Below are 23,257 nucleotides of genomic sequence, written 5' to 3' on the forward strand. Positions count from 1 at the left end.
TTGGATGTCCAGTTAATCTTTTACACACCACAACTACATTAATCTCACATCATGAATGTTGCATGACATTAGCTTGGCTAATCATCAAGGCCTTCGCAAGGCTTGAATGCTGTAATTTTCAGTTCAACTAGCTTGCAACCTGGGGTATTGTGTGTGGTCATATCGATCTCCTCATGGGACATCTCTAAAAACGCCAAGTCACGCCAATCTCTGTTCTTGTGGCATTAGGGCCATTACCTGTGAGTGCATTGCCATAGCTAAAGGCACTCCTCATTGCTGATAAGCCAATATCAACATCTTGGACTGGTGAATAAATTAGTGCTCCCATTAGATAGTTACTAAAGTACTGTTCTGGTTGAGGTGGGTTTGTGGTGGCGCCAATATCTAGGGCGAGTTTAAAATCGGATGATAGTGACCACACTGGAGCGATAGAGATCAAGAAGATATTGATTCGATTGGGGTCCATGCTCTGCCCAATTGCGTAGTTGGTATTGTATGGAGACCTCATATATGAGGCGTTCATATGAACCTCTAGCGTATCAAAATACGCTGAAGCAATTAAATTAGCTCCATAGTTCACGGCTGCTAATCCAAGCCCATAAACCTGTTGTTGAGTGGTTGCGGGTAGGGTAAAGGAAGGTTTGATTGCAAGGGCAAATTGATTGTTCTCTGTCTCAAAAAATCGCCATTTAGCAGCAACTACGAAGTTAGAAAACCTCGAGTAGTTGCCCGTAGGCTCATTGAAGTAAGTCGAAGAAAATGAAGCTTCTACTGCTTCTGTCAGTCCTCTTGTGTAAGTAAATGGAAATGCTCGAGCATTTCCTGAGCCTATAAACTCCTCGCCGGGTGTAACTAGTTCTATGGGAGCCGAGTTAGTGCTGCCATGACGCTGAATCGTAAAAAAGTATTGCTCTATTTGGTTGCCGCCTGCTTTGACGGTGCCAGCATCATCAGTATTCAAGGGTTCAAATGCAAATGCAGAACACGAGATCAAGAGGGCTGATGAGAGTAAGAATTTAAGCAACTAAAGAGACTAAATAAAGAGACTAAATAAAGACACTAAAGAATCAGGCTGTAGGGAGTATTTTTGAATAACTTAGTTGAGCCAATATAGGTAGCCACAGGAAGAGATCCTCCTGTAATAAAAGTAGCCAATAGAATTTCGCTAACCCAAAGTGCCGTAGAGGGATAGTTTATGTATGAATCAAAACTCTTAAATAATGGAACATTATTGGCATTTAAACCATGATGAGAATAGTCATCTTCAAATTCCGTATTGCTCATAGTCCATTCGATGGCTCAACACCAAAGCGTTTTTAAATAAGCTAAATTATGGAATTCAAATATGACACTCTTATTTACAGTAGGGATTCATCAAAATGTCATTAATTCATAAGACTATTCAATTCCTCATAAAGGTCTAATTCCTTGAAATTTCTGAGCAAATTTAGTTTCTTCCTGCTGATTGCCATTTTTGGCAATCTATCGGTTGCTGACACTATCGCAAGAAGTGACATCCTGCTACATATTGCATCTCAATGCGTGGATCCAGCGACTGTGAATTATTGTGCTCGCTGCACTTTGCCGCGAATAGATAGCAGTTGCGGCCAGGGATTGGCTTGCAAAAAGACCAATGAAGTATGGCAACTTAATCCCCATTTTGTTGCTATCCGAGACATCAAAATGTGTGGGTGTCCTTCCAGTTTTATTCATGGACTTGCAATGCCTAGAGAAACAATAACTGGCGTTGAAGATCCATTAAGGCCGGAGAAAATTTGGCCATTCGCATGGAGTGTTGGTGTTGAGCGGATTGAAGAAGGCTCTCTTGCTTTGGTGGTCAATCCAAAATCTCAGAGAACGCAAAATCAATTGCACGTGCATATTCTTCGCTTGAATCAGGGTGCCCGTCAAAAATTTACAGAATATGGTTTTGCTATTATTGGCGATATTAATCATGTATGGAAAGTTGCTGAGGGGGTCGCAAAAATCAGTGGATTAAGTGATTACGGAGTATTAGTCTCCAAATACTCTGATAATCGATTTATTGTGATCGTGTCAAAGGATAGCCCAGAGGCGATTTTTACAAAATGGCAATGTAATTAGCGCCAACTTAACAAACTTATTTTTCGAGATCTGATATCTTTCCATTCCATTCAAAAACAATGGATTTATCGGCTTTTAGAAGATCTTTATTTTTCTTAGGGTAGCTTACTCTAGAGAGTAAATTCCGGATTAAATTCAGATGCGCTAATTTTTTGTCATTTGCCCGAACGATTGTCCATGGAGTCATACTAGTACTCGTGGTGAGGAACATGTCATTCCGACATTTGCTGTAAGCGGACCATTTTTTCTGAGCCTGTTCATCCACTGGGCTGATCTTCCACTGTTTGAGCGGATCTTTGGCTCTTGCCTCTAGTCTGGCAGCTTGCTCTTTTTTAGAAATATCTAGGTAGTATTTCATCAGGATGATGCCTGACTTTTTTAGCATCGCCTCGAAATCATTAACTGTTTCAATAAACGTGCGGTATTCCTCTGAGGTGCAAAATCCCATGACGCGTTCAACGCCAGCGCGGTTGTACCAGCTGCGATTGAACAGCACAAACTCCCCTTTTTTGGGAAGCTCAGCAACATAGCGCTGGAAGTACCATTCGTTAGATTCTGCTTCAGTTGGCTTGCTGAGGGCTACCACCCTTGTTTCGCGAGGGCTGAGATGTTCGGTAATCGCTTTGATGCTGCCATCTTTGCCTGCGGTATCTCGGCCTTCTAGGATCACCAGAATTTGATCCTGATTACTAATAAGACTGTTTTGTAGCTTAACAAGCTCTATTTGTAATAGCCGAAGCTTGGATTCGTAATCAGACTCGGTGATTTTGTCTTTAGTAAGCTTGCTCATGCAGCCTTGCCATCAGGGGATTCTGGATTGGCAACGGCTTCCGTGGCACTTTTGGACTTGCTTTTGGAGGGAGTCTTCTTGCTAGCAGCTTTTTTAGCTGCGGCTTTCTCTGCACTAGCTGCCTTCTTCGCAACCTTTTTTGCATCTTTTGCTTCTTTGGCGCTAGTCGCCTTAGCTAACTTTTTCTCTACTTTGACTTTAGTGGTTTCTAGCTTGTTTAGTTTTTTGGCTAATTTTTTAATCGTTTTGGTTTGGCTCATGATTCATTCCTGCCTACATTATTGTTAGATGGTCTTTCATCGTATGGGTATTTGTGAGAGTTTTCAAGGTTATATGACAGTCCTCAAAAAGTATAGAAAAAATCTATTAAATTCAGTGAGTTAAGTTCTGTCATAAATCCGTCATATTTCAGTTTTATCGTCCTGTTATCGCGCATTTGCGCATTTTGCTACGACAAGGAAATCATGAAATCCCTCTTTAAAAAAGCTCTCGTTATTGGTGCTATAGCTCTTGCGCCCGCAGCATTTGCGGTGGATATGACTGGCGCTGGCGCTACCTTCCCATACCCAATCTATGCAAAATGGGCGGAGGCCTTTAAAGCAAAAACAGGTTCAAACCTTAACTATCAATCTATTGGATCTTCTGGCGGCATCAAGCAAATCAAAGCAAAGACAGTGGATTTTGGCGCGACTGATAATCCAGTGAAGTTTTCTGATTTAGAGGCTGATGGCCTAGTTCAATTTCCAGCAATTATTGGCGGCGTGGTTCCTGTCATTAACGTGGATGGTGTAAAGCCCGGCGAAATCAAATTAGATGGCCCAACATTGGCCGACATTTTCCAAGGTGTTATTTCCGATTGGGGCGATAAGCGTATCGCGATCATGAACCCAGGCGTAAAAATTCCTAGCGGCCCAATTACCGTGGTAGTTCGTGCTGACGGTTCTGGCACAACAGCAATTTTCTCTGACTACTTAGCTAAGACCAGTACCTTGTTTAAAGATTCTGTAGGATCTGGTGCTTCAGTAAAGTGGCCTGCTGCTTCCACTGTAGGTGGTAAAGGTAACGAAGGCGTTGCGGCAAACGTAACTCGTGTTAAGAACTCTATTGGTTATGTTGAGTACGCATACGCTAAGAAAAACAAGATGACTTTTATCTCTTTGAAAAACAAAGATGGCAACTATGTTGCTCCAGATGACGCTACTTTTGCTGCTGCTGCTGCAAGTACTGATTGGTCAGCGATTCCTGGCATGGGTACATTCATCACGAATGCTCCAGGTGCAAAATCCTGGCCTATTACTGGCGCATCATTTATCTTGATTTACAAGAACCCTGAAAACAAGGCAAATGTTGCTGAAGTGATTAAGTTCTTTGACTTTGCTTTCAAAGATGGCAAAAAAATGGCTGAAGAGCTTGACTACGTACCAATGCCAGATAAAACAACCGATTTCATTCGCAAGAATGTTTTCACCAAGATCGCTACCAAGTAATCTTGAAAATCTTATTTCAATAGTAGTTAAAAAAACAGCTCCACCAATGTGGGGCTGTTTGATTGTTTGAGCTCTGATCATCATGACCGAAAACGCACAGTCCTATTCTGCGCCATCCCGCCAGGCACTCAGAATCGCTAAGATTCAGCGCGTGCAGGATTTCTTATTTCACGGAATTACCCAATTCTTTGCATGTAGCGTTTTAATTACATTACTAGGAATCATCATCTCCTTGGTAATCAACGCATGGCCTGCATTGCATACCTTTGGGATAGGATTTTTCTTCACCCAAGAGTGGGATATTGTGAATGGTGAGTTTGGTGGCTTGATTGCGATCTACGGCACCTTAGTTACTTCTATCATCGCCTTGTTAATTGCGGTACCACTCAGTTTTGGTATCGCCGTTTTCTTAACAGAACTTTGTCCAGGTCCTCTGCGCAGACCCCTTGGTACAGCTGTTGAGTTATTAGCAGCTGTTCCATCTATTATTTACGGCATGTTCGGCTTGTTCATTTTTGCCCCCTTGTTCGCTGAGTACATCGAGCCTGCGCTGGCAATGACACTTGGCAAGATTCCAGGATTGGGAATCTTATTTTCTGGCGCTTTCAACGGAATTGGCGTCTTATGTGCCGGATTGATTTTGGCAATGATGATTCTGCCTTTTATCTCATCGGTGATGCGCGATGTATTTGAAATCGTGCCTCCAGTATTAAAAGAGTCTGCTTATGGGATTGGGTGCACTACTTGGGAAGTTGTAAAAAATGTTGTGCTTCCTTATACCAAAGCGGGTGTGATTGGTGGAGTGATGCTGGGCCTTGGCAGAGCTTTAGGTGAAACGATGGCAGTTACCTTTGTTATTGGCAACGCCCATCGTCTTTCAGCATCACTATTCTCACCAGGCACTTCGATCGCTTCAACCCTTGCAAATGAATTTGGTGAAGCAGAGGCTGGTAATCATTTATCTTCATTGTTTGCCCTCGGCCTAGCGCTATTTATTATTACCTTCATTGTTCTTGCCTGCGCTAAGTGGATGTTGAGTAATATGGAGAAAAAGCAGGGTCTGAAATCATGAACCAAGCCAGCAATATTAATCCTGAAGTATTCGCGCGTCGTAAGCGTGCCAATAAGATTGGCCTCACTTTATCGATGAGCGCTATGGGTCTTGGAATGATCTTTTTGTTCTGGATTCTGAGCGTTCTGATGATCAAAGGCTTTTCATCTATAGATCTAGCGTTATTTACCCAAAGTACACCAGCCCCAGGCTCTGATGGTGGTGGTTTGGCAAATGCCATTGTGGGAAGCTTGTTATTGGTTGCTTGCTGCACACTTATTAGTACTCCGGTTGGTGTTTTGGCGGGCTTATATCTTTCTGAGTATGGTGATCGCAGCAAAGTTGCTGCTGTTACACGATTTGTTACTGACATCATGTTATCGGCGCCATCGATCGTGATCGGTTTATTTGTGTATGCATTTGTTGTTGCCCAAGTAAGACACTTTTCAGGCTGGGCCGGAACGATTGCGCTAGCACTGATCGCAGTACCTGTGGTTGTGAGAACGACCGAGAATATGTTGCGATTAGTGCCAGGTAGCTTGAGAGAGGCTGCATACGCACTTGGCACACCAAAATGGAAAGTGGCTTTCTACATCACCTTACGTGCCGCAAAGAGTGGTGTGATGACAGGTATTTTGCTTGCTTTAGCACGTGTTAGCGGTGAAACAGCGCCATTACTGTTTACCGCTTTGAATAACCAATTTTTTTCAACCAACATGAATGCACCAATGGCGAATTTGCCAGTGGTCATTTTCCAGTTTGCTATGAGTCCTTATGACAATTGGGTTGGTCTTGCATGGGGAGGTGCTTTGTTAATTACGTTCGCGGTGCTGGGATTAAACATTCTTGCACGCGTGGTATTTAGGGATAAGGCACAGGGATGATGAGTAATATGAAAACAATGTTTGACTTAAATCAGATTGATAGTCAAGGGGGTAGAGTGAATACATCAAATCAAGAGCCGCAAAATTCAGCAGTCAATGCGATTGAGGTTCGTAATTTGAATTTTTATTATGGCGCTTTTCAGGGTCTCAAGAAAATAAATCTTGATATCGAGCAAGGGAAAGTTACGGCATTTATTGGTCCTTCTGGCTGCGGTAAATCTACACTCCTCAGAACAATGAACCGTATGTATGATCTTTATCCTGGCCAACGTGCTGAGGGCGAGATTAATTTTTATGGACAAAATATTCTTGAGCCAGGCCAAGATTTAAACTTGCTGCGCTCTCGTATTGGTATGGTTTTCCAAAAGCCAACTCCATTTCCGATGTCCATCTACGAAAACATCGCATTTGGCGTTCGCTTGTATGAAAAGCTATCTCGTTCTGAGATGGATGAGCGGGTTGAATGGGCTTTGAATAAAGCGGCCTTGTGGAATGAGGTTAAAGACAAGCTAAACCAGAGCGGTCTTTCTTTGTCTGGCGGTCAGCAGCAACGTCTCTGTATTGCCCGTGGCGTAGCAGTAAAACCATCCGTTATTTTGTTGGATGAGCCAACCTCAGCTCTGGATCCAATTTCTACAGGTAAAGTGGAAGAATTGATTCATGAGCTTAAAGCGGATTACACCATTGCAATCGTGACCCATAATATGCAGCAGGCTGCCCGTGTTTCAGATTACACAGCCTACATGTATTTGGGTAGCTTGATTGAATACGGTAAAACTGACGAGATATTTATTAAGCCAAAGCGCAAAGAAACTGAAGACTACATCACCGGCCGCTTTGGTTAATGGGGGAGACACTTATGCCAGATAAACACCTTTCATCGCAATTTGATGCTGATTTAAATTCCTTATCCAGTCGCTTGCTGGAAATGGGCGGATTGGTTGAGTCTCAAATATCCACTGCGATGCGTGCGTTTACGCAAATGGATCTTGACACCTGCAACGTGGTAATCGAGAACGAAAAGCTCGTAAATGACTTAGAGATTCAGATTGATCTCGCATGCACAGAATTAATCGCACGTAGACAGCCAACTGCACGTGATTTACGCTTGGTTATGGCGGTATCTAAGGCGATTACGAATTTAGAGCGTGCTGGCGATGAGGCTGAGAGAGTTGCGAAGAGAACGAAGCGATTAATCGAGTCTGGTTTGCCGCACAACATTAACGTTGCTGAAATTCGATTGTCTGGCCAAATGGCAATTTCTTTATTGCGTCGCAGTTTAGATGCCTTTGCTCGCTTAGACACCATTGCTGCTGCCGAAGTGGTACAAGAAGATCGTCAAATTGATGAAGAGTTCCGTGGCTTTGTGCGTAAGCTCATCACTTATATGTCTGAAGATCCACATATGATTAGCACCGGCTTGGATATGCTGACTATTGCTAAAGCAATTGAGCGTATCGGTGATCATGCTAAAAATATTGCTGAGTTTGTAATCTATATTGCCAAGGGTTCTGACGTTCGTCATATACCTCATGAAGATTTAGTGCGCGAAGCTAGCAGACAATAAGCGGATAAAGATAATGACTCACCGCATACTCATAGTAGAGGATGAGCCATCAATTGCAGAATTGATTGCGATTAACTTATCTCATGCGGGTTATGAGGTTGAGAAGGCCTTACAAGCAGATATAGCCCTCAACATGATGAAATATCAGTTGCCTAACTTGCTGATCTTGGATTGGATGCTTCCTGGAAAATCAGGAGTGCAATTTGCTAAAGAGCTCAGGGCAAATGATCGCACCAAAGCTTTGCCCATTTTGATGCTGACCGCTAAAAGTGAAGAGTCTGATAAGGTCTTGGGCTTAGATTCTGGTGCTGATGACTACGTCACTAAACCATTCTCTCCAAAAGAACTGGTTGCAAGGGTGAGAGCCATCTTGCGGAGACAGACTCCTATTGAAGATACTGGGCCGTTAAAAGTTGGCCCCTTGAAGTTGGATCCCAGTTCTCATCGGGTTCTCGCTGTTTGGCCAGACGCAGAGTCAAAGCCAATCGCGCTTGGACCAACCGAGTTTCGTCTATTGCAGTACTTTATGGCTAACCCAGAACGCGTTCATTCACGAGCTAGCTTATTGGATAAGGTCTGGGGTAATGAGGTCTACATCGAAGAACGAACAGTCGATGTTCATATTAAGCGTTTAAGGGCGGCTTTAGCTCCTTTTGCTTGCGATAAATTCATTGAGACTGTTCGTGGTAGTGGTTACCGCATCACTAAGATCCCAACAGAAATCTAGCCTGGAACTAGTCTACCTGCCAGTAGTTTGATATGAATCTCTGGGTGATCCTGGAGATGCTCTAATATTGCAGCATGTTATCTGTATTAACCCGATTCTTTGTCATCATCTGCGTTGTGCTAGTTGCTGCCTACATCACTCTCACTTTATGGGGTGTAGAGTTCGCAATTGCTGCTTGCATCTTTGTTATTTCAATACCACTGATATATGCCTATATCAATTTAGCTAGACTCCGCAGATACATACTAGAAGACTCTCTCGAAAATATGCCATTGCCTAGTGGTTTTTGGGAGGAAGTATTTTTTAGGTTACAGCGCTTAATTCGTAATCTAAAGCAGCGGATTCGGAATATCGAGCAGCAACACGAGCATTTTATTGAGGCGTTTCAAGCCTCACCAAATGGCATCGTCATGCTCGATGAAAACGACCAGATTGAATGGTGCAATTCAATTGCAGAACACTTTTTCGGGCTCGTATTTAAGCGTGATGTGATGCAGCGTATTAATTTCTTAATACGCCGACCCGAGTTTGTTCAGTATCTACATAAGCGCGCATTTGAAGAGCCATTGTTATTAGAGCGAATGGGCCCTGATGGTAATTTAAGTTTGATGTTGCAAGCCTTCCCATTTGGTCAAAAGCGTCACTTATTATTGGTTCAAGACGTTACAGATTTGCAAAAAGCGGATGCGATGCGCAGAGACTTTGTGGCCAATGTTTCTCACGAGATGCGTACACCAATTACGGTCCTAATGGGATTCTTAGAGACTGTCCAAACAATTGAATTGCCAAAGGACCAGCAAGATCAGTATTTTGAGTTGATGATGGCGCAAGCACAGCGGATGAAAAGCTTGGTTGAAGACCTCTTGACCCTTGCAAATCTAGAGGCTAATACTCTGCCAGCTTCTACTTCGGTAATTAAAGTAGAGACACTCATGGCGTTGTTGAAGAATGATGCTGAAGCCCTCTCACAAGGAAAGCATGCAATTAATTTTGAAACCCATACGCCGATGAATTTACTCGGCGAAGAGAGAGAAATTCACTCTGCATTCAGCAATTTGGTATCTAATGCGATTCGGTATACCCCTGAAGTGGGATCAATTCGAGTTTCCTGGGGCGTGAATGAGCAAGGTCAAGGTGAGTTCTCTGTTACGGACTCAGGGCCTGGTATTGCATCTGAGCACTTACCAAGGCTCACAGAGCGTTTCTATCGTGTTGATAGGAGTCGGTCCAGAGATACGGGTGGAACGGGTTTAGGATTGGCAATCGTCAAACACATCGCCAATCGACATCAAGGACAGTTAATTATCGAAAGCGTGCCTGGTAGGGGCAGTACATTTACCCTTCGGTTTCCGAAGGAAAGAATGGCTAACCAATAGCTATTCTTTCTTTTTCCTTTTCTTCTTTTTGGATTCTTTGGGCAGTTTGTCAGCTTTGCCATTGGCATAAAGGCACCAGACCTTGATCTCCTCGAATAGCTCAACAAGATCCTCGTGGGGAAGGCTTTTCAGGTCCACAAGCCCAATACTTCCAGATTCTTGCAATTGCTTCACTGCGTCTTCGTATAAATATTTGCTCATAGTCATTTAGCTCATGAATAAATTACGAGGCAATCCTATCAAACTAATATGACAAAGCGGATTTTTGTGGGAAAAGCCAATTTTTAGTCTGGCTCCCCTGATACTTCCGAGCTTCTTTTGATTCCGATAAATCGAGAAACCAATTTTTCTAAGGGGCCGCCCAAAACGAGGGTGATAAGAATCGCCCCAAGGCTAAGACAGCCAAGAATGAATTGACCAGCTCCGAAAGCGGCTCCAATGAGTGCGCAAGACCAGAGGCTGGCTGCGGTGGTAAGGCCGAGTATCTTTTCAGAACGTTGCTCACGAATAATGACACCGGCCCCCAAAAAGCCAAGGCCGGTGATCAAGCCTTGCAGGACGCGGCTGACGGATTGGGCATCGTCGCGAACAAAGTTGCTAATTAGTAGGACTGCAGTGGCTGAGCCTATTGAAACTAGGGCGTGAGTCCGTATGCCGGCTGATTTATGGTGAAGCCAGCGATTTAGCCCCAAAATGGCGCCCACAATGAGGGCAAAACCAAGGCGAATAGCGATAGTCTCGTAAGTTTCCCATTCGGTCATGGGGACGTCCTTTCGATATTGATGTGGTTCATTCAGTGTAGCCCAAACTACCCTTAAATTGATGGCAATTAATAAATCTGCAATAAAGTTTCCTTAGGATCGAAATTACATTTTTATAAGGGGCTACTTAATGAATGTAGATCTAGTGAAATATCTTTCAGCGGTTATTCGGGGAAATTTAAGTGATCCCTCGGTTACCTGTTTAGGTATGACTCAGCAAGCCGATGATGAAAAAGGAAGAGATCCGGCTAAAGATCTTTTTTTAGTGGACTCTCGATATTCTCTTGCACTTGATGAAATAATTTGATTGGGTAATCCTTTCAAAAAAATCATGAGTGATCACTACAACATTCTTTTTCTCTGCACTGGTAATTCCGCTAGGTCTATTCTGGGTGAAGTGTTAGCGACTACACTCAGTCATGGAAGGTTTGTCGGCTATTCCGCTGGTTCAAAGCCTAATGGTTTCGTGCATCCTCTTGCGATGCAGATTGCTAGAGATATCGGATATCCCCTCGAGATTTTACGCAGTAAAAGTTGGGATGAGTTTGGCGCAAGTGGTGCGCCAAAAATGGATTTCATTATTACGGTGTGTGATTCAGCAGCTGGTGAAGAATGCCCTTACTGGCCAGGGCATCCTGCCACTGCACATTGGGGGTTTCCTGACCCGGCTGCTGTGAATGGTAGCGATGAGGAAATGCGTAATGCATTTAGGCAGATAGAAATTGGCTTAAGAAATCGTATTGAGCTGCTGATGGACCTTTCAGTTGAGCAACTGGATCACTTGCAGATAAAAGAAAAGTTGCAAGATATTCATCGCAGGGCTAGTAAGTAATGCTGAACTTAGCTAAGGAATAGAAATGGCAACCTATAGCGTATATTTTGCTGGTATCTCTTTGAGCACACATCAAAAATATACGATAGCTCAAGCGATCACCAAGATTCATGCAGAGGTAACAGGGGCCGAGGCCTATTTTGCCCAAGTGATTTTTAAGCAGTTAGATATTCATGATTGTTTTATAGGTGGAGTGTTATTAGACGAGCCGCATTTGTTTCTCGGTGGACAAATTCGAAGTGGTCGCAGTGAGCAAGTGATTAAGCAATTACTTGTCGAGTTGGAGATCTCTTTACAGCGTACTGCCGGACTCTCAAGCCATCAAATATGGGCTTACATTGATGAGGTAAAACCTAGTCAAATGATCGAATACGGGCAGATCCTGCCTTCGGTGGGGGCGGATAAGGTTTGGTTCTCTACTTTGCCAGCCAATATCCAAAAAAGGCTTACCTATTTGGATTCCTAAATAGCATTAAGATGACGGGATTGATATTCAAAGAAGCAATCCGATGTCGACTGCGAGTAAGCCAAAATTTGCCGTCTTAAGATCCGTAGAATCTTTTGCTAATCCTCGTCCGAGTATTAAGCACCGGATGCGCGATGGTAAGGCATTGCGCAAACAGGTAAGTCTCAAGTCCCAGGGTACTTACATACCACCTCAAAATAGGGTTGATCCTGCAACGATTCTCGAGAGTCAGGCTAAATCTCGTATCGAATCCCTCATTCCAATTCGATATGAGCGAATGTTGCAATCACCTTTTGCCTTTTATAGAGGCGGGGCTGCGATTATGTCGCAGGATCTAGCAAACCAAGCAACTACGGGAATCACCGTTCAACTTTGCGGCGATATGCACGTATCCAATTTTGGATTATTTGGTACCGCTGAGCATCGCCTGGTATTTGGTATTAATGACTTTGATGAAACCCTTCCTGGCAGTTGGGAGTGGGACTTAAAGAGATTGGTTGCGAGCGCCGTGATTGCCTGCGAGAGCATTGGTGGAGATAAAACTCTGAGTAAAAAATTGGTTTATCGAATTTGCACTGAATATCAAAAGCGGATGGCTCAATACGCTCATATGCCCTATCTTGAGCTCGCACAAGAGTTTATTGGTGAGAAAGACATTCGAAAGCACTTTAGCAAAGAGCATCAAAAGAACATTGATAGTTTTCTAAAGGAAACCAAAGGCCAAGGCAATATTCAGGTTTTGCAAAAAATGACCACTTTGGTTGGGAAAGATCGCAAGATCATTGATAAGCCGCCGTTGATAGAGCACTTTAAAAAAAGTGCTTATGGTACTTCCTTGAAAAAGCTCGTTGATCGAGCGTTGTTAAATTACTCCAGTAATTTATTAGCCGATAGAAAGATTTTGTTTGAGCGCTATGGTCTCAAAGACTTTGCTCGCAAAGTCGTGGGAATCGGCAGCGTTGGAACAAATTGTATGGTCTTGTATTTTGAAGGCGATAGCGGGAAAGACCCTCTCTTCTTGCAATATAAGGAAGCTCAAAAATCTGTCTTAACTCCCTACCTGGGTGAGTCTATCTATCGGGATATGGGTCGTCGCGTTGTGGCAGGTCAGCGTCTGTTACAAGGAGCGCCAGATATCTTTTTGAGCTATGGCTCTTTGCAATACGACATTAATAAGGGCGAGGGTTTTTATATGCGCCAGTTAAGAGATATGAAGGGTGGCTTAGATATTGGGCCCGGCGGCATTTCTCTTAAAAACTTCTTGGATTACGCAAAGCTCTTTGGCTGGGCCTTGGCTTTGGGGCATGCGCGCTCTGGAGATGCGGCGATGATTGCAGGGTATTGCGGAGAATCAGAGGACTTTTGTGAAGCCTTTTATTCTTTTGCTCGTGCATATGAAAAGCAGAATCAGCAAGACTTTGAAGTTTTCAAGGCAGCGATCAAAAGTGGTCGATTAAAGGCTGCCAGCAAGAAAACAGCCATTTAAGGCTTCAGTGACCGTCATTGATTTGTCATTTTTATGGGCGATAGTCTAAATTCCCCATATTTTTGTTTATTACTTTATGAACGCCATTCGTTTTATTGAAGCAGTAGCAGTTTGCGCGCTTGCTTTGTTTGCGGGCGCCTTGCAAGCCTCGGCAATTTACCCTATCGATCAGGCCTCTATATTGGCAGGCTCTAAGTTTGATATTAAAGTCGAACTGAATACAGTTGCCGATCCAAGCGCTGTGAGTTTGGAATTAAATGGCAAGCCTTTGAAATCCAGCTTAGGTAAAGATGGTGAATTCATTGCCAATGAAAATGGGAAGGGAAGCGCATTCATATTTCGAGATATAGAGTTACGCAAGCCCGGTAAATACGAGTTAGTTGCTCGTACTTCACAAGAGCGCTTGCAAGTGTCTTGGGATGTATATGCAAGCGGACCACGTCGTGTAAAAAATATCATCCTTTTCATCGGTGATGGCATGACGATTGCAAATCGTACTACTGCAAGAGTGCTATCCAAAGGAATGCAAGAGGGAAAATATCAAGGCAAATTGGCTTTTGATGACATGCCGTATACGGCCATGATCGGCACTTCTGGCTCGGATTCCTTAATTACAGATTCAGCAAACTCAATGAGTGCCTATACCACCGGTCATAAGACGGCGGTAAATGCGATGGGTGTGTATGTGTCTCGCTCCGGGGATAATCTTTCGCACCCTAAAGTCGAAACTATTGCTGAGTTAATTAAGCGCAAGACAAAAATGTCAGTTGGTATTGTCTCTGATGCTGAATTAGAAGATGCTACTCCTGGTGCCATGGTGGCACACACACGTCGTCGGGCTGATAAACAGTACATTGCTGATCAGTTATTCGCCAGCGGTGCTGAGGTGATTTTAGGTGGTGGTTCAGCCTATTTTTACCCCCAATCCGCAAAAGGCTCAAAACGCAAGGATGAGAAAAATGTCATTGCGGTCTTTAAAGAAAATGGGTATCAGCTTGCGTTCACCAAACAAGAGTTATTGAGTGCCGCAAATAGCAAAGAGACTAAAAAATTATTTGGCGTATTTCATCCGGATAATATGGATGGCTCTTTAGATCGCTTGTATCTCAGAAAAAACACAGTAGAGCAGTATCCCAACCAGCCTGATTTAACAGAGATGACCAAATCAGCTATTGAGGTTTTATCAAGAAATCCCAATGGTTTCTTCTTGATGGTCGAAGCCGCTTTAATTGATAAGTTCAATCACCCTTTAGATTGGGAGAGGGCTGCTTTTGACACCATCATGCTCAGTAATGCAGTGCAAATCGCCAAGGATTACGCCAAGACTCATCCAGATACATTGATTATTGTTACCCCAGACCATACCCATAGTGGTTCCATTAGTGGAGTGGTGCACGATGAGAAGCCAGGGCCTTTGCGCGAGAAGGTGGGCATCTATGCTGATGCGGGATATCCTAATTATCCCAAGGCAGATGCTTTAGGGTATCCAAACACCATCGATGTGAGTAAGCGAATTGCGTTTTTCTATGGCAACTACCCCGATCACTACGAAACCCTGCATCCAAAATTAGACGGCACTTTTGTTCCTGCAGTAAAGGATGAAGCTGGTAAGTATGTGGCAAATCCTAAATATATCCAGATGCAAGAGGATGCTATTCATGTGGGTGGTAATTTGCCAAGTCATCAAGATTCTGGTGTCCATACCGCAGATGATGCTGTTCTCAATGCCCAGGGGCCCGGTGCAGAAAAGTTCAAGGGTTTCATGGATAACACTGAGGTGTTTAAAGTGATGGTAGAGTCCTTAGGATTAGGGTCTCAATAAAGCAGCCTCATGGAATTTATCAATAACATCAACCTGATTTCATTAGCGGATACCGCATTTAGTCTAAGTGCTGCATTTATCTTTGGTGGGCTGATTGGGCTTGAGCGTCAATATCGCCAACGAACCGCTGGATTAAGAACCAATATTTTGGTTGCATTGGGCGCAGCGATTTTTGTAGATGCAGGTAATCGCTTAACTGGCCACGACGGCGCAGTCCATGTCATGGCTTATGTCGTTTCCGGAATTGGCTTTTTGGGTGCTGGTGTCATCATGCGTGAGGAGGGCAATGTCCGAGGGATCAATACTGCCGCGACATTGTGGGCATCTGGCGCAGTAGGTGCTTGCGCTGGTGCCGATCTTATTCTTGAGGCTGGATTAGCAACAGCCTTTATCTTGGCTGCAAATACCTTGCTACGTCCAGTAGTCAGCTTTATCAACAAGCAACCTCTCGATACGATCTCTGTCGAGGTGACGAATTCGGTTTACATTATTACGCCTAAGCATGCTCAAAAGCATGCTTTAAAACAATTTATTCAAACTCTAGAAGAGGCTGGCTACCAAACTCAAGATGTCCAAGTGCATCAATTTGGTAGCGATGATGTAGAAATTCAGGCGGTATTAACTGCCTCAGCTGTTGATGGCGATGAAATGGATAAGTTGATCGCCAAAATTGCTGACCAGGAATTCGTCACACAGGCTTTCTGGAGTCCAAGCACAACCGATTAAGAATTACCAAAGTTTGACATCATATTGAAATATTTGAAGCGCACTATTGCTTGGTGAATTCAAATATCGTTTACCAAGAATCAACAATTACTTGCTCTCATTGCCAAGCTACTGAAGTGTTGCCACTAGAGGCTGGCTCAAGCTATCACTTTTATCGTTGTAAATCTTGTGCGGCTATCATGAAGCCTAAATCAGGCGACTGCTGCATATTGTGTAGTTTTGGTGATAGAGATTGCCTAAGTTCTGAGCAGAACTTAGCTGCTTAGTGCTCCCCAAAGGATTCATTCCTTGTAGTCCTTGTGTGCATGATGATTTCATCAATGTGTCATGGTTTTTACATAAAATAGTCACATTTACTATTGCATGACTTTTTGGGGAAAATCTTGGCCAGCAATCCCGTTGATCCAGTATCGAATTCTGCGGATTTAGTCGCTGCTGTGGATTTGGGATCCAATAGCTTTCGCATGCTGGTTGCCCAAGCGGTAAATACTCCCTCTGGAACCCAATTACGCCCAATTGATACTTTGCGTGATTCAGTTCGTCTCGCTGCAGGATTAACTGAAAACAAGCTATTAGGAAATGATGCTTATCAGCGTGGTTTAACTGCGATTCGCCGCTTTGGTGAGCGCATTCGTGGTTTTGATCCGGCTAATGTTCGTGCGGTTGCGACAAATACACTACGCGTAGCAAAAAATGCCCAGCAATTTGTTGATGATGCTCAACAAGCCTTGGGATTTCCAATCGAGGTGATTGCTGGTGTTGAGGAAGCGCGCCTGATTTATATCGGCGCAGCACATGAAGTACAGGCAGTCCAGGGCAATCGCTTGGTAGTTGATATTGGTGGTGGTTCAACCGAATTTATCATCGGTAAAGGCTATGAGCCTAAATTATTGGAGAGCTTATACATTGGTTGCGTCTCTCACAGTATGAGATTTTTCCCCAAGGGAAATATTGATGCGCATGAGTTCAAAGAGGCCGAACTTGCTGCTAGACGAGAGATACAAGTCATTGCTGGTGCCTATTTAAGTACTGGCTGGAAGCAGGCTATTGGCTCTTCAGGTACTGCTAGAGCCCTTGCGGAACTGATTGCAGCAAATGATTTCAATGGTTATGGTGATAGCTTAACCATGGGTCGAGTCAATGCTGGAAGTAGTGTGATTACTCGAGATGGGCTCAAAGCACTCAAAAAACATTTACTCAAATATGATCATGTGAGCCAAGTGGAATTAGTTGGTTTAAAAGATGACCGAAGAGCAGTTTGGCCTGGTGGTCTTGCGATCATGCTGGCTGTATTTGATGAGTTAGGCATTGAAGAGATGGAAGTTACTGATGCCGCCTTACGTAGTGGTGTTTTATATGATCTGCTTGGACGATCACAGCATCACGACATGCGTTATGTAACGGTTGAGCAATTTATGCAACGCTATGCCGTTGATCGTGATCAAGCTGACAGAGTTGGTAAATTAGCAGCAGAGTTTTTAAAGCAACTACCAAAACCAGAAGCAGAAAGTCGTGCAGATAATGTGGCATTACTGCAATGGGCTGCCAACCTTCACGAAATTGGCTTATCCATTTCTCATAATGGATATCATAAGCACTCTGCGTACATCGCTGGAAATGCTGATATGCCAGGCTTCTCAAAAAATGACCAAGCTAGACTGGCCGCTCTATTAATTGGCCATGCCGGCAAGCTTGGAAAATTAGCAAATAATCACGGCTTTAACGACTGGAGAATGCTGTTTTGCTTACGTTTAGCCCAAGTACTTTGCAGGGGTCGTAACGATACCCATCTTCCAAAAATTAAAGTGTCTGAGCATGAAGGCTCCTATCTAGTGAGCCTGTCTAAAGAATGGGCTGCAGAGCACCCATTAACGGAATTTAGTTTAATGAAAGAGGCGGCCGAGTGGGAGCGCATAGGCCGCTCTTATGAGGTGAGTTTGAAGTAGTCTTGGAAAAAGTCTTAGAAAATAAAAAAGCCGTTGCACTAGCGGCTTTTTTAATAAGCTAAACCTGAATTACATTCCTAAGAAATGCTTCGCATAACGAGGGTTGATATCAGACAAGCGCAGCATAGTGAGTAAATCAGCAGTATTGAAGTCTGGATCCCATGCAGGCGCACTACAAATCTTGGCGCCAAGCTTGAGGTAACCTTTAATTAAGGGTGGTGCTTCCACATCAAGTCCACCGTTTAATTTTTCGAGTGGCAAAGGTAGACGTGGGAAGGCGTGGAACTCAGTTGGTGCTAATTGATTGCTTCCTAAAGAGTTATAGAGGCTAGCAGCGAAGTGACCACCATCAGCCATCGGAATGCTAGCGCAGCCCAGCATAATTTCATAGCCATTCTTGAGCATGTACTGGGCAAGACCACTCCACAGTGCCATGATGACCGCTCCAGAGCGATAGTCTTGATGAACGCAGGATCTACCTAGCTCTACAAGTTTTGGACGAAGATGATCAAGGCGAGATAGATCGAATTCTGAATCAGAGTACAGGCGACCAATTTCTTGAGCTTTATGGGGTGGAAGGACTCGATAAGTTCCAACAACTTTGAGGGTATCTTGATCACGGATCAATAAATGATCGCAATAGGCATCAAACTCATCTATATCTAATCCCTCTGGATTTTTAGGGAGGTTAGCGCCCATTTCTTCAGCGAATACTTTGTAACGTAGGCGTTGTGCTTCTTTTACTTCCCTTGCGCTGCTGGCCCATTCAATTTGAAATGCAGGTTTTTTGGCCTTAGCAATTTGTGCAGCTGGTAGAGCTTCTGGTATTGCTGTAAGTTCTACGCGTGCTTTAGTTGCAAACTTTTTGCCAAATAGCTTCTTGGCTAACTTTTTAGAAAGCTTTTTGAATGGATTAGATTTAGATTTGGCAGAAACTTCTTTTTTCTTTCTTGGAGAAAAGATTTCAAAAGCGCCAATTGGGTTTGGAATATCAGACATAGTGAGCCTATATAGTCTATTGAGTGTTAGCCATGATCGTAGAGATCATTTATTACGGTTTGAAGACAAGTGGTATACAAATGGCAGCCCACATTAATACGGCAATGAGAAGGGCTAACATGACTGCAGCTGAACCAAAATCTTTAGCGCGCTTTGAAAGGTCGTGATGCTCAAAAGAAATGCGATCAATCGCTGCTTCTACGCTTGAATTGAGTAATTCAATAGCAAGTACCATTAGTAGTGAACCAATAAGTAATGCCTTCTCTAAATAGCTAATCGATAGTGCTAGCGCAATTGGCGTCAACAACACAAGCAGAGTGAGCTCTTGCCTAAAGGCGCTCTCTTCTTGATAGGCATACACCAATCCGTGCCACGAGTTTTTGGCCGCATGCCAGGCTCTGGTAAGTCCGCGGTTTCCTTTGTGGGGATTTTGATTGATGTTGTAAGGGGGCGTCAAAGAAAATCCTTCTTAAGCAATTGCCGTGATGTGTACTTCTGGTGTGGGAACGGGTTTTAGGTGTCTTGCAAACTCTTCGGATGCTGCTCTCCAGGAGAAATTTTCTGCATGCGCGCGAGCCACTTCGCGTGGAATCTTGAGCGCCTCAATGCAGGCCTCACGCAAATCCTCATTCATTGCTCCAGCTTTGGAGTTTCCCAGAACATCGATAGGACCTGTTACTGGATAGGCTGCAACTGGTGTGCCGCAAGCCATCGCCTCAAGCAGTACTAAGCCAAAGGTATCTGTCTTACTCGGAAATACAAACACATCAGCTGCAGCGTAGACTTTAGCTAACTCATGCTGCTGCAATACGCCTAGATAATTGATATCTGGATATTTTTCTTTTATGCCAGCCATAGCTGGACCGTCTCCTACCACCCACTTCGAACCTGGCAAATCGATTTCTAAAAAGGCATTGATATTTTTTTCAATGGCAACTCGACCTACATACAGGAAAATTGGATGCGCTGTATTGAGCGCCTTTGATCCTTGCATCTTGAAGATGTCTAAGTCGACACCGCGTGACCAGAGGACTACATTAGTGAGCCCATATTTTTCAAGATCATCTTTAACTACAACAGTAGGGGCCATTACTGCCATAGAAGGACCATGGAACCAGCGAATAAATGCATAGGTAATGGCTAGCGGTATTCCGGTACGTGCTTTTACATACTCAGGAAAGCGGGTGTGATATGCAGTAGAGAAAGGTAGGTTATTTTTAACGGCATAAGATCGAGCGGATAGGCCAAGCGGGCCTTCGGTAGCAATGTGCATTGCATCTGGCGCAAATTCTTTAATACGACGCGCCACTTCTTTTCCTGGAAATAAAGAAAGGGCAATATCAGGGTAGGTTGGGCATGGTATGGATTTAAAACCCGTGGGTGTGATCATTCTCACTTCATGACCCATGGCGGTAAGTTCAGCGCTAGTTTGTTTCAAAGTACGAACTACGCCATTGACTTGTGGATCCCATGCATCCGTGATGATTATTATTTTCATTACACAGCCTCTTTCAGCAAGGACTCAATTGCAGGTTGGAAGGTAAATTCAGCTGAATCAATTGGCTCACCCTTAATATGTGGCCAGTGAATAATTTTTAGTTCGCCAGTGTATGTTTCCACTAAAGCAGTAAGGCTCTCCACCCAATCACCATCATTGCAGTACAAAAGACCATCGATTTCTCGAATCTCTGCTTTATGAATATGCCCGCAAACTACGCCATCACAGCCACGCAGGCGAGCTTCCCTAGCCATGATGTGTTCAAAGTCTGCGATATAACTTACGGCGTTCTTAACTTGATGTTTGAGATATTGGGAGAGTGACCAATACTGTAGACCCATTTTGACGCGCAGCATATTGAAGTAGCGGTTGATATAGAGAATGAAGGAGTAAAGCGTATCCCCTACATAAGCTAGCCATTTGGCGTACTGCATCACGCCATCAAACATATCGCCGTGAGTTACCCATAACTTTTTGCCATCTAGGGTTGTATGAATGACTTCCTCTACAACTTTGACATCGCCAAAAGACAGACCAAAGAATTGTCTGGCGCTCTCATCATGATTGCCTGGTACATAAATCACCTCAGCACCTTTACGAGCCTTGCGCAATAGTTTCTGAACTACGTCGTTATGTGCTTGTGGCCAGTAAAATGACTTCTTGAGTCGCCAGCCATCAATGATGTCACCAACGAGATAAAACTTATCGGCTTCATTGTGTTTCAGAAAATCGAGAAGGTAGTTTGCCTGACATCCTGATGTGCCAAGATGTACGTCTGAAATCCAGATGGCTCTGTAATGCATCATGAGTTTGTATTAAGCCAATCCAGTATGTAAGCTTCATGACACTTTCAAGTCAGTTTGATGACTTCTAGTTAATTTCTAGACTTAGGATATATTCCTCAGTATGACCAGCCATCCAGAAGCAATCGAACAGCAGACCCCTTTTTTGATTCGAGTCTTTTTATGGCTTGCGATCTGGACTCATGTGATATCCGGTTTAATCACACTTTTCGTGATTTTTCCCTTGGCTAGCCCAGAGTCTAAAAAATGCCACATTCAAAAGTGGTCCACTAGGCTTCTTCAGATTTTTGGTATTGAGCTCAAAGCGGCAAACACTCAGATATTGCCAAAACGATCCTTTTTACTCTGTTCCAATCATATTTCTTGGATGGATATCCATGCAATTAATGCCTTGATGCCAATTCGCTTCGTTGCGAAATCAGAGGTTGAGAAGTGGCCTATTTTTGGGTGGATGGCAAAACAGCTGGGTACGGTTTTTATTAAGCGAGATAGCTCAAGGCATGCCCAGCTTGTCGTTGGCGAGCTGGCCAAAACACTACAAAGTGAGTCTGTGTGCATATTTCCAGAGGGCACCTCAACAAATGGTGAGTCCGTTCGTCCTTTTAAGCCCAATTTATTTGAATCAGCAGTGATGGCAGACGCGCCGGTTTATAGCCTAGCAATACGTTACCTCTCCAAGTCTACTGGGCAAAGATCGGATGCCCCAGCCTTTGTTGGAGATATGGGGCTTTTGGAGTCAATGAGCTTGATTTTGAAGAATCGTAATTTGCTAGTTGAGTTGACCTTTTTCCCTCCATCTGGCTCAGCACCTGAGATGCCCACTGATCGCAAATGGCTTGCCCTTCATAGCCATGAGCAAATTAGCCAATACTTACTAGACAGCAATTAGTTCAATGTCACAAAAGTGTCACAAGTAAGGGCGTAAACTAAGTTGTTACTTGTGGACATCGAATGACTTCCAGACATAAAGAAATGGCGGATTGGTACCAGCGCGCTCAAGAAGAGATTCTTGATAGCATGGACGAAGAGCTCGAGATGGAGCTGGATGACGACCGTTTATCTCCCGATGGAGATGCGGGTTCGCAGGTGCCACGTAATGTTTACTTTCGTGAGCTTTTTAGACTACAGGGTGAACTTGTAAAACTGCAAGATTGGGTAGTTGCCAATAAAGTCAAAGTGGCAGTACTGTTTGAAGGTCGAGATTCCGCAGGTAAGGGGGGTGCGATTAAGCGAATTACTCAACGATTAAATCCTCGTGTTTGTAAGGTTGTCGCTTTACCAGCGCCAAACGAGCGTGAAAAGACTCAGTGGTATTTCCAGAGATACATTTCTCAATTGCCCGCAGGTGGTGAGATTGTTTTATTTGATCGTAGTTGGTACAACCGAGCCGGCGTTGAAAAAGTGATGGGCTTTTGTACTGACGATGAATATGAAGAGTTTCTGCGCACCGTACCCGATCTAGAGCGAATGATGATTCGTTCGGGAATCATTTTGATCAAGTATTGGTTCTCGATTTCTGATGATGAACAGTACAACCGCTTCATGATGCGCATTCATGATCCTTTGAAACAATGGAAGCTAAGTCCTATGGATTTAGAAGCTCGCAGACTTTGGGAGGCTTATACCAAAGCAAAAGAGACCATGTTGGAGCGCACCCACATTCCTGAGGCGCCTTGGTGGGTAGTTGCCGCGAATGATAAGAAAAAGGCGCGCTTGAACTGTATTAGCCATCTTTTGACTCAGATTCCGTATCAAGAGATTCCTCACCCTGAGATCACTTTGCCGGCGCGTGTTCATAATCCTGACTATCTCCGTGGGCCTGTACCCCCTGAGATGTATGTGCCAGAAATTTATTAACTAAATTAGTTTCGCTTGTCTCTAGTTTTATGAGTATGGACTTTTAGATAAAGCTCCACTAGACTGAAATTGCCTA

At 43.8% G+C, this 23,257-nt stretch carries 28 protein-coding genes; 18 read left to right on the plus strand and 10 right to left on the minus strand.

The annotated features are described in order from the left end of the window. Nucleotides 1-184: 184 nt before the first annotated feature. Together ICV39_RS04985 and ICV39_RS04990 are read right to left on the minus strand one after the other, a co-directional pair. Nucleotides 185-1,024 (minus strand): hypothetical protein, encoded by an 840-nt coding sequence (locus ICV39_RS04985; RefSeq protein ID WP_215390754.1) that lies wholly within the window; start codon nt 1,022-1,024, stop codon nt 185-187. A 35-nt stretch (nt 1,025-1,059) separates the two neighbouring features. Then, a complete protein-coding gene (locus ICV39_RS04990) occupies nt 1,060-1,284 on the minus strand; it encodes a hypothetical protein (RefSeq protein WP_215390755.1) in 225 nt (74 codons plus the stop codon). Nucleotides 1,285-1,428: 144 nt separating this feature from the next. Between ICV39_RS04990 and ICV39_RS04995 the strand changes: the two genes are divergently transcribed. After that, nucleotides 1,429-2,103 (plus strand): CDP-diacylglycerol diphosphatase, encoded by a 675-nt coding sequence (locus ICV39_RS04995; protein WP_215390756.1) that lies wholly within the window; start codon nt 1,429-1,431, stop codon nt 2,101-2,103. A gap of 16 nt (nt 2,104-2,119) precedes the next feature. Here the strand turns inward: ICV39_RS04995 and ppk2 (ICV39_RS05000) are convergent, their stop codons facing one another. Together ppk2 (ICV39_RS05000) and ICV39_RS05005 are read right to left on the minus strand one after the other, a co-directional pair. Further along, a complete protein-coding gene (gene ppk2, locus ICV39_RS05000) occupies nt 2,120-2,893 on the minus strand; it encodes a polyphosphate kinase 2 (RefSeq protein ID WP_215390757.1) in 774 nt (257 codons plus the stop codon). Then, nucleotides 2,890-3,153, minus strand: a complete 264-nt coding sequence (locus ICV39_RS05005) for a hypothetical protein (RefSeq protein ID WP_215390758.1) — start codon at nt 3,151-3,153, stop codon at nt 2,890-2,892. The genes ppk2 (ICV39_RS05000) and ICV39_RS05005 overlap by 4 nt, the downstream gene beginning before the upstream one ends. 204 nt (nt 3,154-3,357) lie before the next feature. Between ICV39_RS05005 and pstS the strand changes: the two genes are divergently transcribed. From pstS to phoR, 7 genes are all read left to right on the plus strand, one after another. After that, nucleotides 3,358-4,380, plus strand: coding sequence for a phosphate ABC transporter substrate-binding protein PstS (pstS, locus tag ICV39_RS05010; protein WP_215390759.1), 1,023 nt, complete (start codon nt 3,358-3,360; stop codon nt 4,378-4,380). Nucleotides 4,381-4,462: 82 nt separating this feature from the next. Next, nucleotides 4,463-5,452, plus strand: coding sequence for a phosphate ABC transporter permease subunit PstC (gene pstC, locus ICV39_RS05015; RefSeq protein ID WP_215390760.1), 990 nt, complete (start codon nt 4,463-4,465; stop codon nt 5,450-5,452). After that, on the plus strand, nt 5,449-6,315 hold the full coding sequence (gene pstA, locus ICV39_RS05020) for a phosphate ABC transporter permease PstA (RefSeq protein WP_215390761.1): 867 nt from the start codon (nt 5,449-5,451) through the stop codon (nt 6,313-6,315). Before pstC ends, pstA begins: the two co-directional genes overlap by 4 nt. A gap of 8 nt (nt 6,316-6,323) precedes the next feature. Beyond that, entirely contained in the window at nt 6,324-7,160 is an 837-nt protein-coding gene (gene pstB, locus ICV39_RS05025; protein WP_251372736.1) for a phosphate ABC transporter ATP-binding protein PstB, read from the plus strand. A gap of 14 nt (nt 7,161-7,174) precedes the next feature. Next, nucleotides 7,175-7,882, plus strand: coding sequence for a phosphate signaling complex protein PhoU (phoU, locus tag ICV39_RS05030; RefSeq protein ID WP_215390762.1), 708 nt, complete (start codon nt 7,175-7,177; stop codon nt 7,880-7,882). A 13-nt stretch (nt 7,883-7,895) separates the two neighbouring features. Continuing rightward, nucleotides 7,896-8,609 (plus strand): phosphate regulon transcriptional regulator PhoB, encoded by a 714-nt coding sequence (gene phoB, locus ICV39_RS05035; RefSeq protein ID WP_215390763.1) that lies wholly within the window; start codon nt 7,896-7,898, stop codon nt 8,607-8,609. Between the two features lie 74 nt (nt 8,610-8,683). Further along, nucleotides 8,684-9,985 carry a phosphate regulon sensor histidine kinase PhoR gene (phoR, locus tag ICV39_RS05040; protein WP_215390764.1) on the plus strand — a complete coding sequence of 434 codons (1,302 nt, stop codon included), beginning with the start codon at nt 8,684-8,686 and terminating at the stop codon, nt 9,983-9,985. Here phoR and ICV39_RS05045 read toward each other — a convergent pair whose 3' ends face one another. Further along, nucleotides 9,986-10,186, minus strand: coding sequence for a hypothetical protein (locus ICV39_RS05045; RefSeq protein WP_215390765.1), 201 nt, complete (start codon nt 10,184-10,186; stop codon nt 9,986-9,988). A gap of 83 nt (nt 10,187-10,269) precedes the next feature. Then, on the minus strand, nt 10,270-10,746 hold the full coding sequence (locus ICV39_RS05050) for an MgtC/SapB family protein (RefSeq protein WP_215390766.1): 477 nt from the start codon (nt 10,744-10,746) through the stop codon (nt 10,270-10,272). A gap of 130 nt (nt 10,747-10,876) precedes the next feature. Here ICV39_RS05050 and ICV39_RS05055 point away from each other — a divergent pair, with 130 nt between their 5' ends. The 8 genes from ICV39_RS05055 to ppx all read left to right on the plus strand — a co-directional run bounded on the left by ICV39_RS05055 (nt 10,877) and on the right by ppx (nt 18,024). After that, nucleotides 10,877-11,053, plus strand: a complete 177-nt coding sequence (locus ICV39_RS05055; RefSeq protein WP_215390767.1) for a hypothetical protein — start codon at nt 10,877-10,879, stop codon at nt 11,051-11,053. Nucleotides 11,054-11,077: 24 nt separating this feature from the next. Continuing rightward, nucleotides 11,078-11,578, plus strand: a complete 501-nt coding sequence (locus tag ICV39_RS05060; RefSeq protein ID WP_215390768.1) for an arsenate reductase ArsC — start codon at nt 11,078-11,080, stop codon at nt 11,576-11,578. A gap of 25 nt (nt 11,579-11,603) precedes the next feature. After that, the gene (locus tag ICV39_RS05065; protein ID WP_215390769.1) at nt 11,604-12,044 is read left to right on the plus strand and encodes a tautomerase family protein; all 441 of its coding nucleotides are present in this window, start codon (nt 11,604-11,606) and stop codon (nt 12,042-12,044) included. Between the two features lie 127 nt (nt 12,045-12,171). After that, on the plus strand, nt 12,172-13,530 hold the full coding sequence (locus ICV39_RS05070; RefSeq protein ID WP_215390770.1) for a DUF2252 domain-containing protein: 1,359 nt from the start codon (nt 12,172-12,174) through the stop codon (nt 13,528-13,530). Between the two features lie 76 nt (nt 13,531-13,606). Then, entirely contained in the window at nt 13,607-15,352 is a 1,746-nt protein-coding gene (locus ICV39_RS05075; RefSeq protein WP_215390771.1) for an alkaline phosphatase, read from the plus strand. A gap of 9 nt (nt 15,353-15,361) precedes the next feature. Next, on the plus strand, nt 15,362-16,078 hold the full coding sequence (locus ICV39_RS05080; RefSeq protein ID WP_215390772.1) for an MgtC/SapB family protein: 717 nt from the start codon (nt 15,362-15,364) through the stop codon (nt 16,076-16,078). 53 nt (nt 16,079-16,131) lie between these two features. Further along, a complete protein-coding gene (locus ICV39_RS05085) occupies nt 16,132-16,344 on the plus strand; it encodes a GDCCVxC domain-containing (seleno)protein (protein WP_251372737.1) in 213 nt (70 codons plus the stop codon). Between the two features lie 117 nt (nt 16,345-16,461). After that, entirely contained in the window at nt 16,462-18,024 is a 1,563-nt protein-coding gene (ppx, locus tag ICV39_RS05090; protein ID WP_215390773.1) for an exopolyphosphatase, read from the plus strand. A 69-nt stretch (nt 18,025-18,093) separates the two neighbouring features. On the opposite strand, the gene ICV39_RS05095 is transcribed toward ppx, so the two are convergent. Genes ICV39_RS05095 through ICV39_RS05110 form a run of 4 tightly spaced genes read right to left on the minus strand, consistent with a single transcriptional unit; the run spans nt 18,094 to nt 21,327 of the window. Next, complete coding sequence (locus ICV39_RS05095) at nt 18,094-19,023, minus strand: GNAT family N-acetyltransferase (RefSeq protein ID WP_251372738.1); 930 nt, start codon at nt 19,021-19,023, stop codon at nt 18,094-18,096. 52 nt (nt 19,024-19,075) lie between these two features. Next, nucleotides 19,076-19,480 carry a diacylglycerol kinase gene (locus ICV39_RS05100; protein WP_215390774.1) on the minus strand — a complete coding sequence of 135 codons (405 nt, stop codon included), beginning with the start codon at nt 19,478-19,480 and terminating at the stop codon, nt 19,076-19,078. 12 nt (nt 19,481-19,492) lie between these two features. Beyond that, nucleotides 19,493-20,521, minus strand: a complete 1,029-nt coding sequence (locus ICV39_RS05105) for a glycosyltransferase family 1 protein (RefSeq protein WP_215390775.1) — start codon at nt 20,519-20,521, stop codon at nt 19,493-19,495. Next, nucleotides 20,521-21,327 carry a UDP-2,3-diacylglucosamine diphosphatase gene (locus tag ICV39_RS05110; RefSeq protein ID WP_371816566.1) on the minus strand — a complete coding sequence of 269 codons (807 nt, stop codon included), beginning with the start codon at nt 21,325-21,327 and terminating at the stop codon, nt 20,521-20,523. Before ICV39_RS05110 ends, ICV39_RS05105 begins: the two co-directional genes overlap by 1 nt. Before the next feature lie 100 nt (nt 21,328-21,427). Here ICV39_RS05110 and ICV39_RS05115 point away from each other — a divergent pair, with 100 nt between their 5' ends. Both ICV39_RS05115 and ppk2 (ICV39_RS05120) read left to right on the plus strand, forming a co-directional pair. Further along, complete coding sequence (locus tag ICV39_RS05115; protein ID WP_215390776.1) at nt 21,428-22,213, plus strand: 1-acyl-sn-glycerol-3-phosphate acyltransferase; 786 nt, start codon at nt 21,428-21,430, stop codon at nt 22,211-22,213. A gap of 62 nt (nt 22,214-22,275) precedes the next feature. After that, nucleotides 22,276-23,181, plus strand: coding sequence for a polyphosphate kinase 2 (gene ppk2 / locus ICV39_RS05120; RefSeq protein WP_215390778.1), 906 nt, complete (start codon nt 22,276-22,278; stop codon nt 23,179-23,181). The last annotated feature ends 76 nt before the right edge of the window (nt 23,182-23,257 follow it).

This window comes from Polynucleobacter sp. MWH-UH25E (assembly GCF_018687095.1).
Classification (GTDB): Bacteria; Pseudomonadota; Gammaproteobacteria; order Burkholderiales; family Burkholderiaceae; genus Polynucleobacter.

Excerpts from the sequence above, each read along its gene's own strand:
- ICV39_RS04990 (WP_215390755.1), bottom strand. The coding sequence starts at position 1,284 with ATGAGCAATACGGAATTTGAAGATGACTATTCTCATCATGGTTTAAAT.
- ppk2 (WP_215390757.1), bottom strand. The coding sequence starts at position 2,893 with ATGAGCAAGCTTACTAAAGACAAAATCACCGAGTCTGATTACGAATCC.
- ICV39_RS05005 (WP_215390758.1), bottom strand. The coding sequence starts at position 3,153 with ATGAGCCAAACCAAAACGATTAAAAAATTAGCCAAAAAACTAAACAAG.
- pstS (WP_215390759.1), top strand. The coding sequence starts at position 3,358 with ATGAAATCCCTCTTTAAAAAAGCTCTCGTTATTGGTGCTATAGCTCTT.
- pstC (WP_215390760.1), top strand. The coding sequence starts at position 4,463 with ATGACCGAAAACGCACAGTCCTATTCTGCGCCATCCCGCCAGGCACTC.
- pstA (WP_215390761.1), top strand. The coding sequence starts at position 5,449 with ATGAACCAAGCCAGCAATATTAATCCTGAAGTATTCGCGCGTCGTAAG.
- pstB (WP_251372736.1), top strand. The coding sequence starts at position 6,324 with ATGAAAACAATGTTTGACTTAAATCAGATTGATAGTCAAGGGGGTAGA.
- phoU (WP_215390762.1), top strand. The coding sequence starts at position 7,175 with ATGCCAGATAAACACCTTTCATCGCAATTTGATGCTGATTTAAATTCC.
- phoB (WP_215390763.1), top strand. The coding sequence starts at position 7,896 with ATGACTCACCGCATACTCATAGTAGAGGATGAGCCATCAATTGCAGAA.
- phoR (WP_215390764.1), top strand. The coding sequence starts at position 8,684 with ATGTTATCTGTATTAACCCGATTCTTTGTCATCATCTGCGTTGTGCTA.
- ICV39_RS05045 (WP_215390765.1), bottom strand. The coding sequence starts at position 10,186 with ATGAGCAAATATTTATACGAAGACGCAGTGAAGCAATTGCAAGAATCT.
- ICV39_RS05050 (WP_215390766.1), bottom strand. The coding sequence starts at position 10,746 with ATGACCGAATGGGAAACTTACGAGACTATCGCTATTCGCCTTGGTTTT.
- ICV39_RS05055 (WP_215390767.1), top strand. The coding sequence starts at position 10,877 with ATGAATGTAGATCTAGTGAAATATCTTTCAGCGGTTATTCGGGGAAAT.
- ICV39_RS05060 (WP_215390768.1), top strand. The coding sequence starts at position 11,078 with ATGAGTGATCACTACAACATTCTTTTTCTCTGCACTGGTAATTCCGCT.
- ICV39_RS05065 (WP_215390769.1), top strand. The coding sequence starts at position 11,604 with ATGGCAACCTATAGCGTATATTTTGCTGGTATCTCTTTGAGCACACAT.
- ICV39_RS05070 (WP_215390770.1), top strand. The coding sequence starts at position 12,172 with ATGCGCGATGGTAAGGCATTGCGCAAACAGGTAAGTCTCAAGTCCCAG.
- ICV39_RS05075 (WP_215390771.1), top strand. The coding sequence starts at position 13,607 with ATGAACGCCATTCGTTTTATTGAAGCAGTAGCAGTTTGCGCGCTTGCT.
- ICV39_RS05080 (WP_215390772.1), top strand. The coding sequence starts at position 15,362 with ATGGAATTTATCAATAACATCAACCTGATTTCATTAGCGGATACCGCA.
- ICV39_RS05095 (WP_251372738.1), bottom strand. The coding sequence starts at position 19,023 with ATGTCTGATATTCCAAACCCAATTGGCGCTTTTGAAATCTTTTCTCCA.
- ICV39_RS05105 (WP_215390775.1), bottom strand. The coding sequence starts at position 20,521 with ATGAAAATAATAATCATCACGGATGCATGGGATCCACAAGTCAATGGC.
- ICV39_RS05110 (WP_371816566.1), bottom strand. The coding sequence starts at position 21,327 with ATGATGCATTACAGAGCCATCTGGATTTCAGACGTACATCTTGGCACA.
- ICV39_RS05115 (WP_215390776.1), top strand. The coding sequence starts at position 21,428 with ATGACCAGCCATCCAGAAGCAATCGAACAGCAGACCCCTTTTTTGATT.
- ppk2 (WP_215390778.1), top strand. The coding sequence starts at position 22,276 with ATGACTTCCAGACATAAAGAAATGGCGGATTGGTACCAGCGCGCTCAA.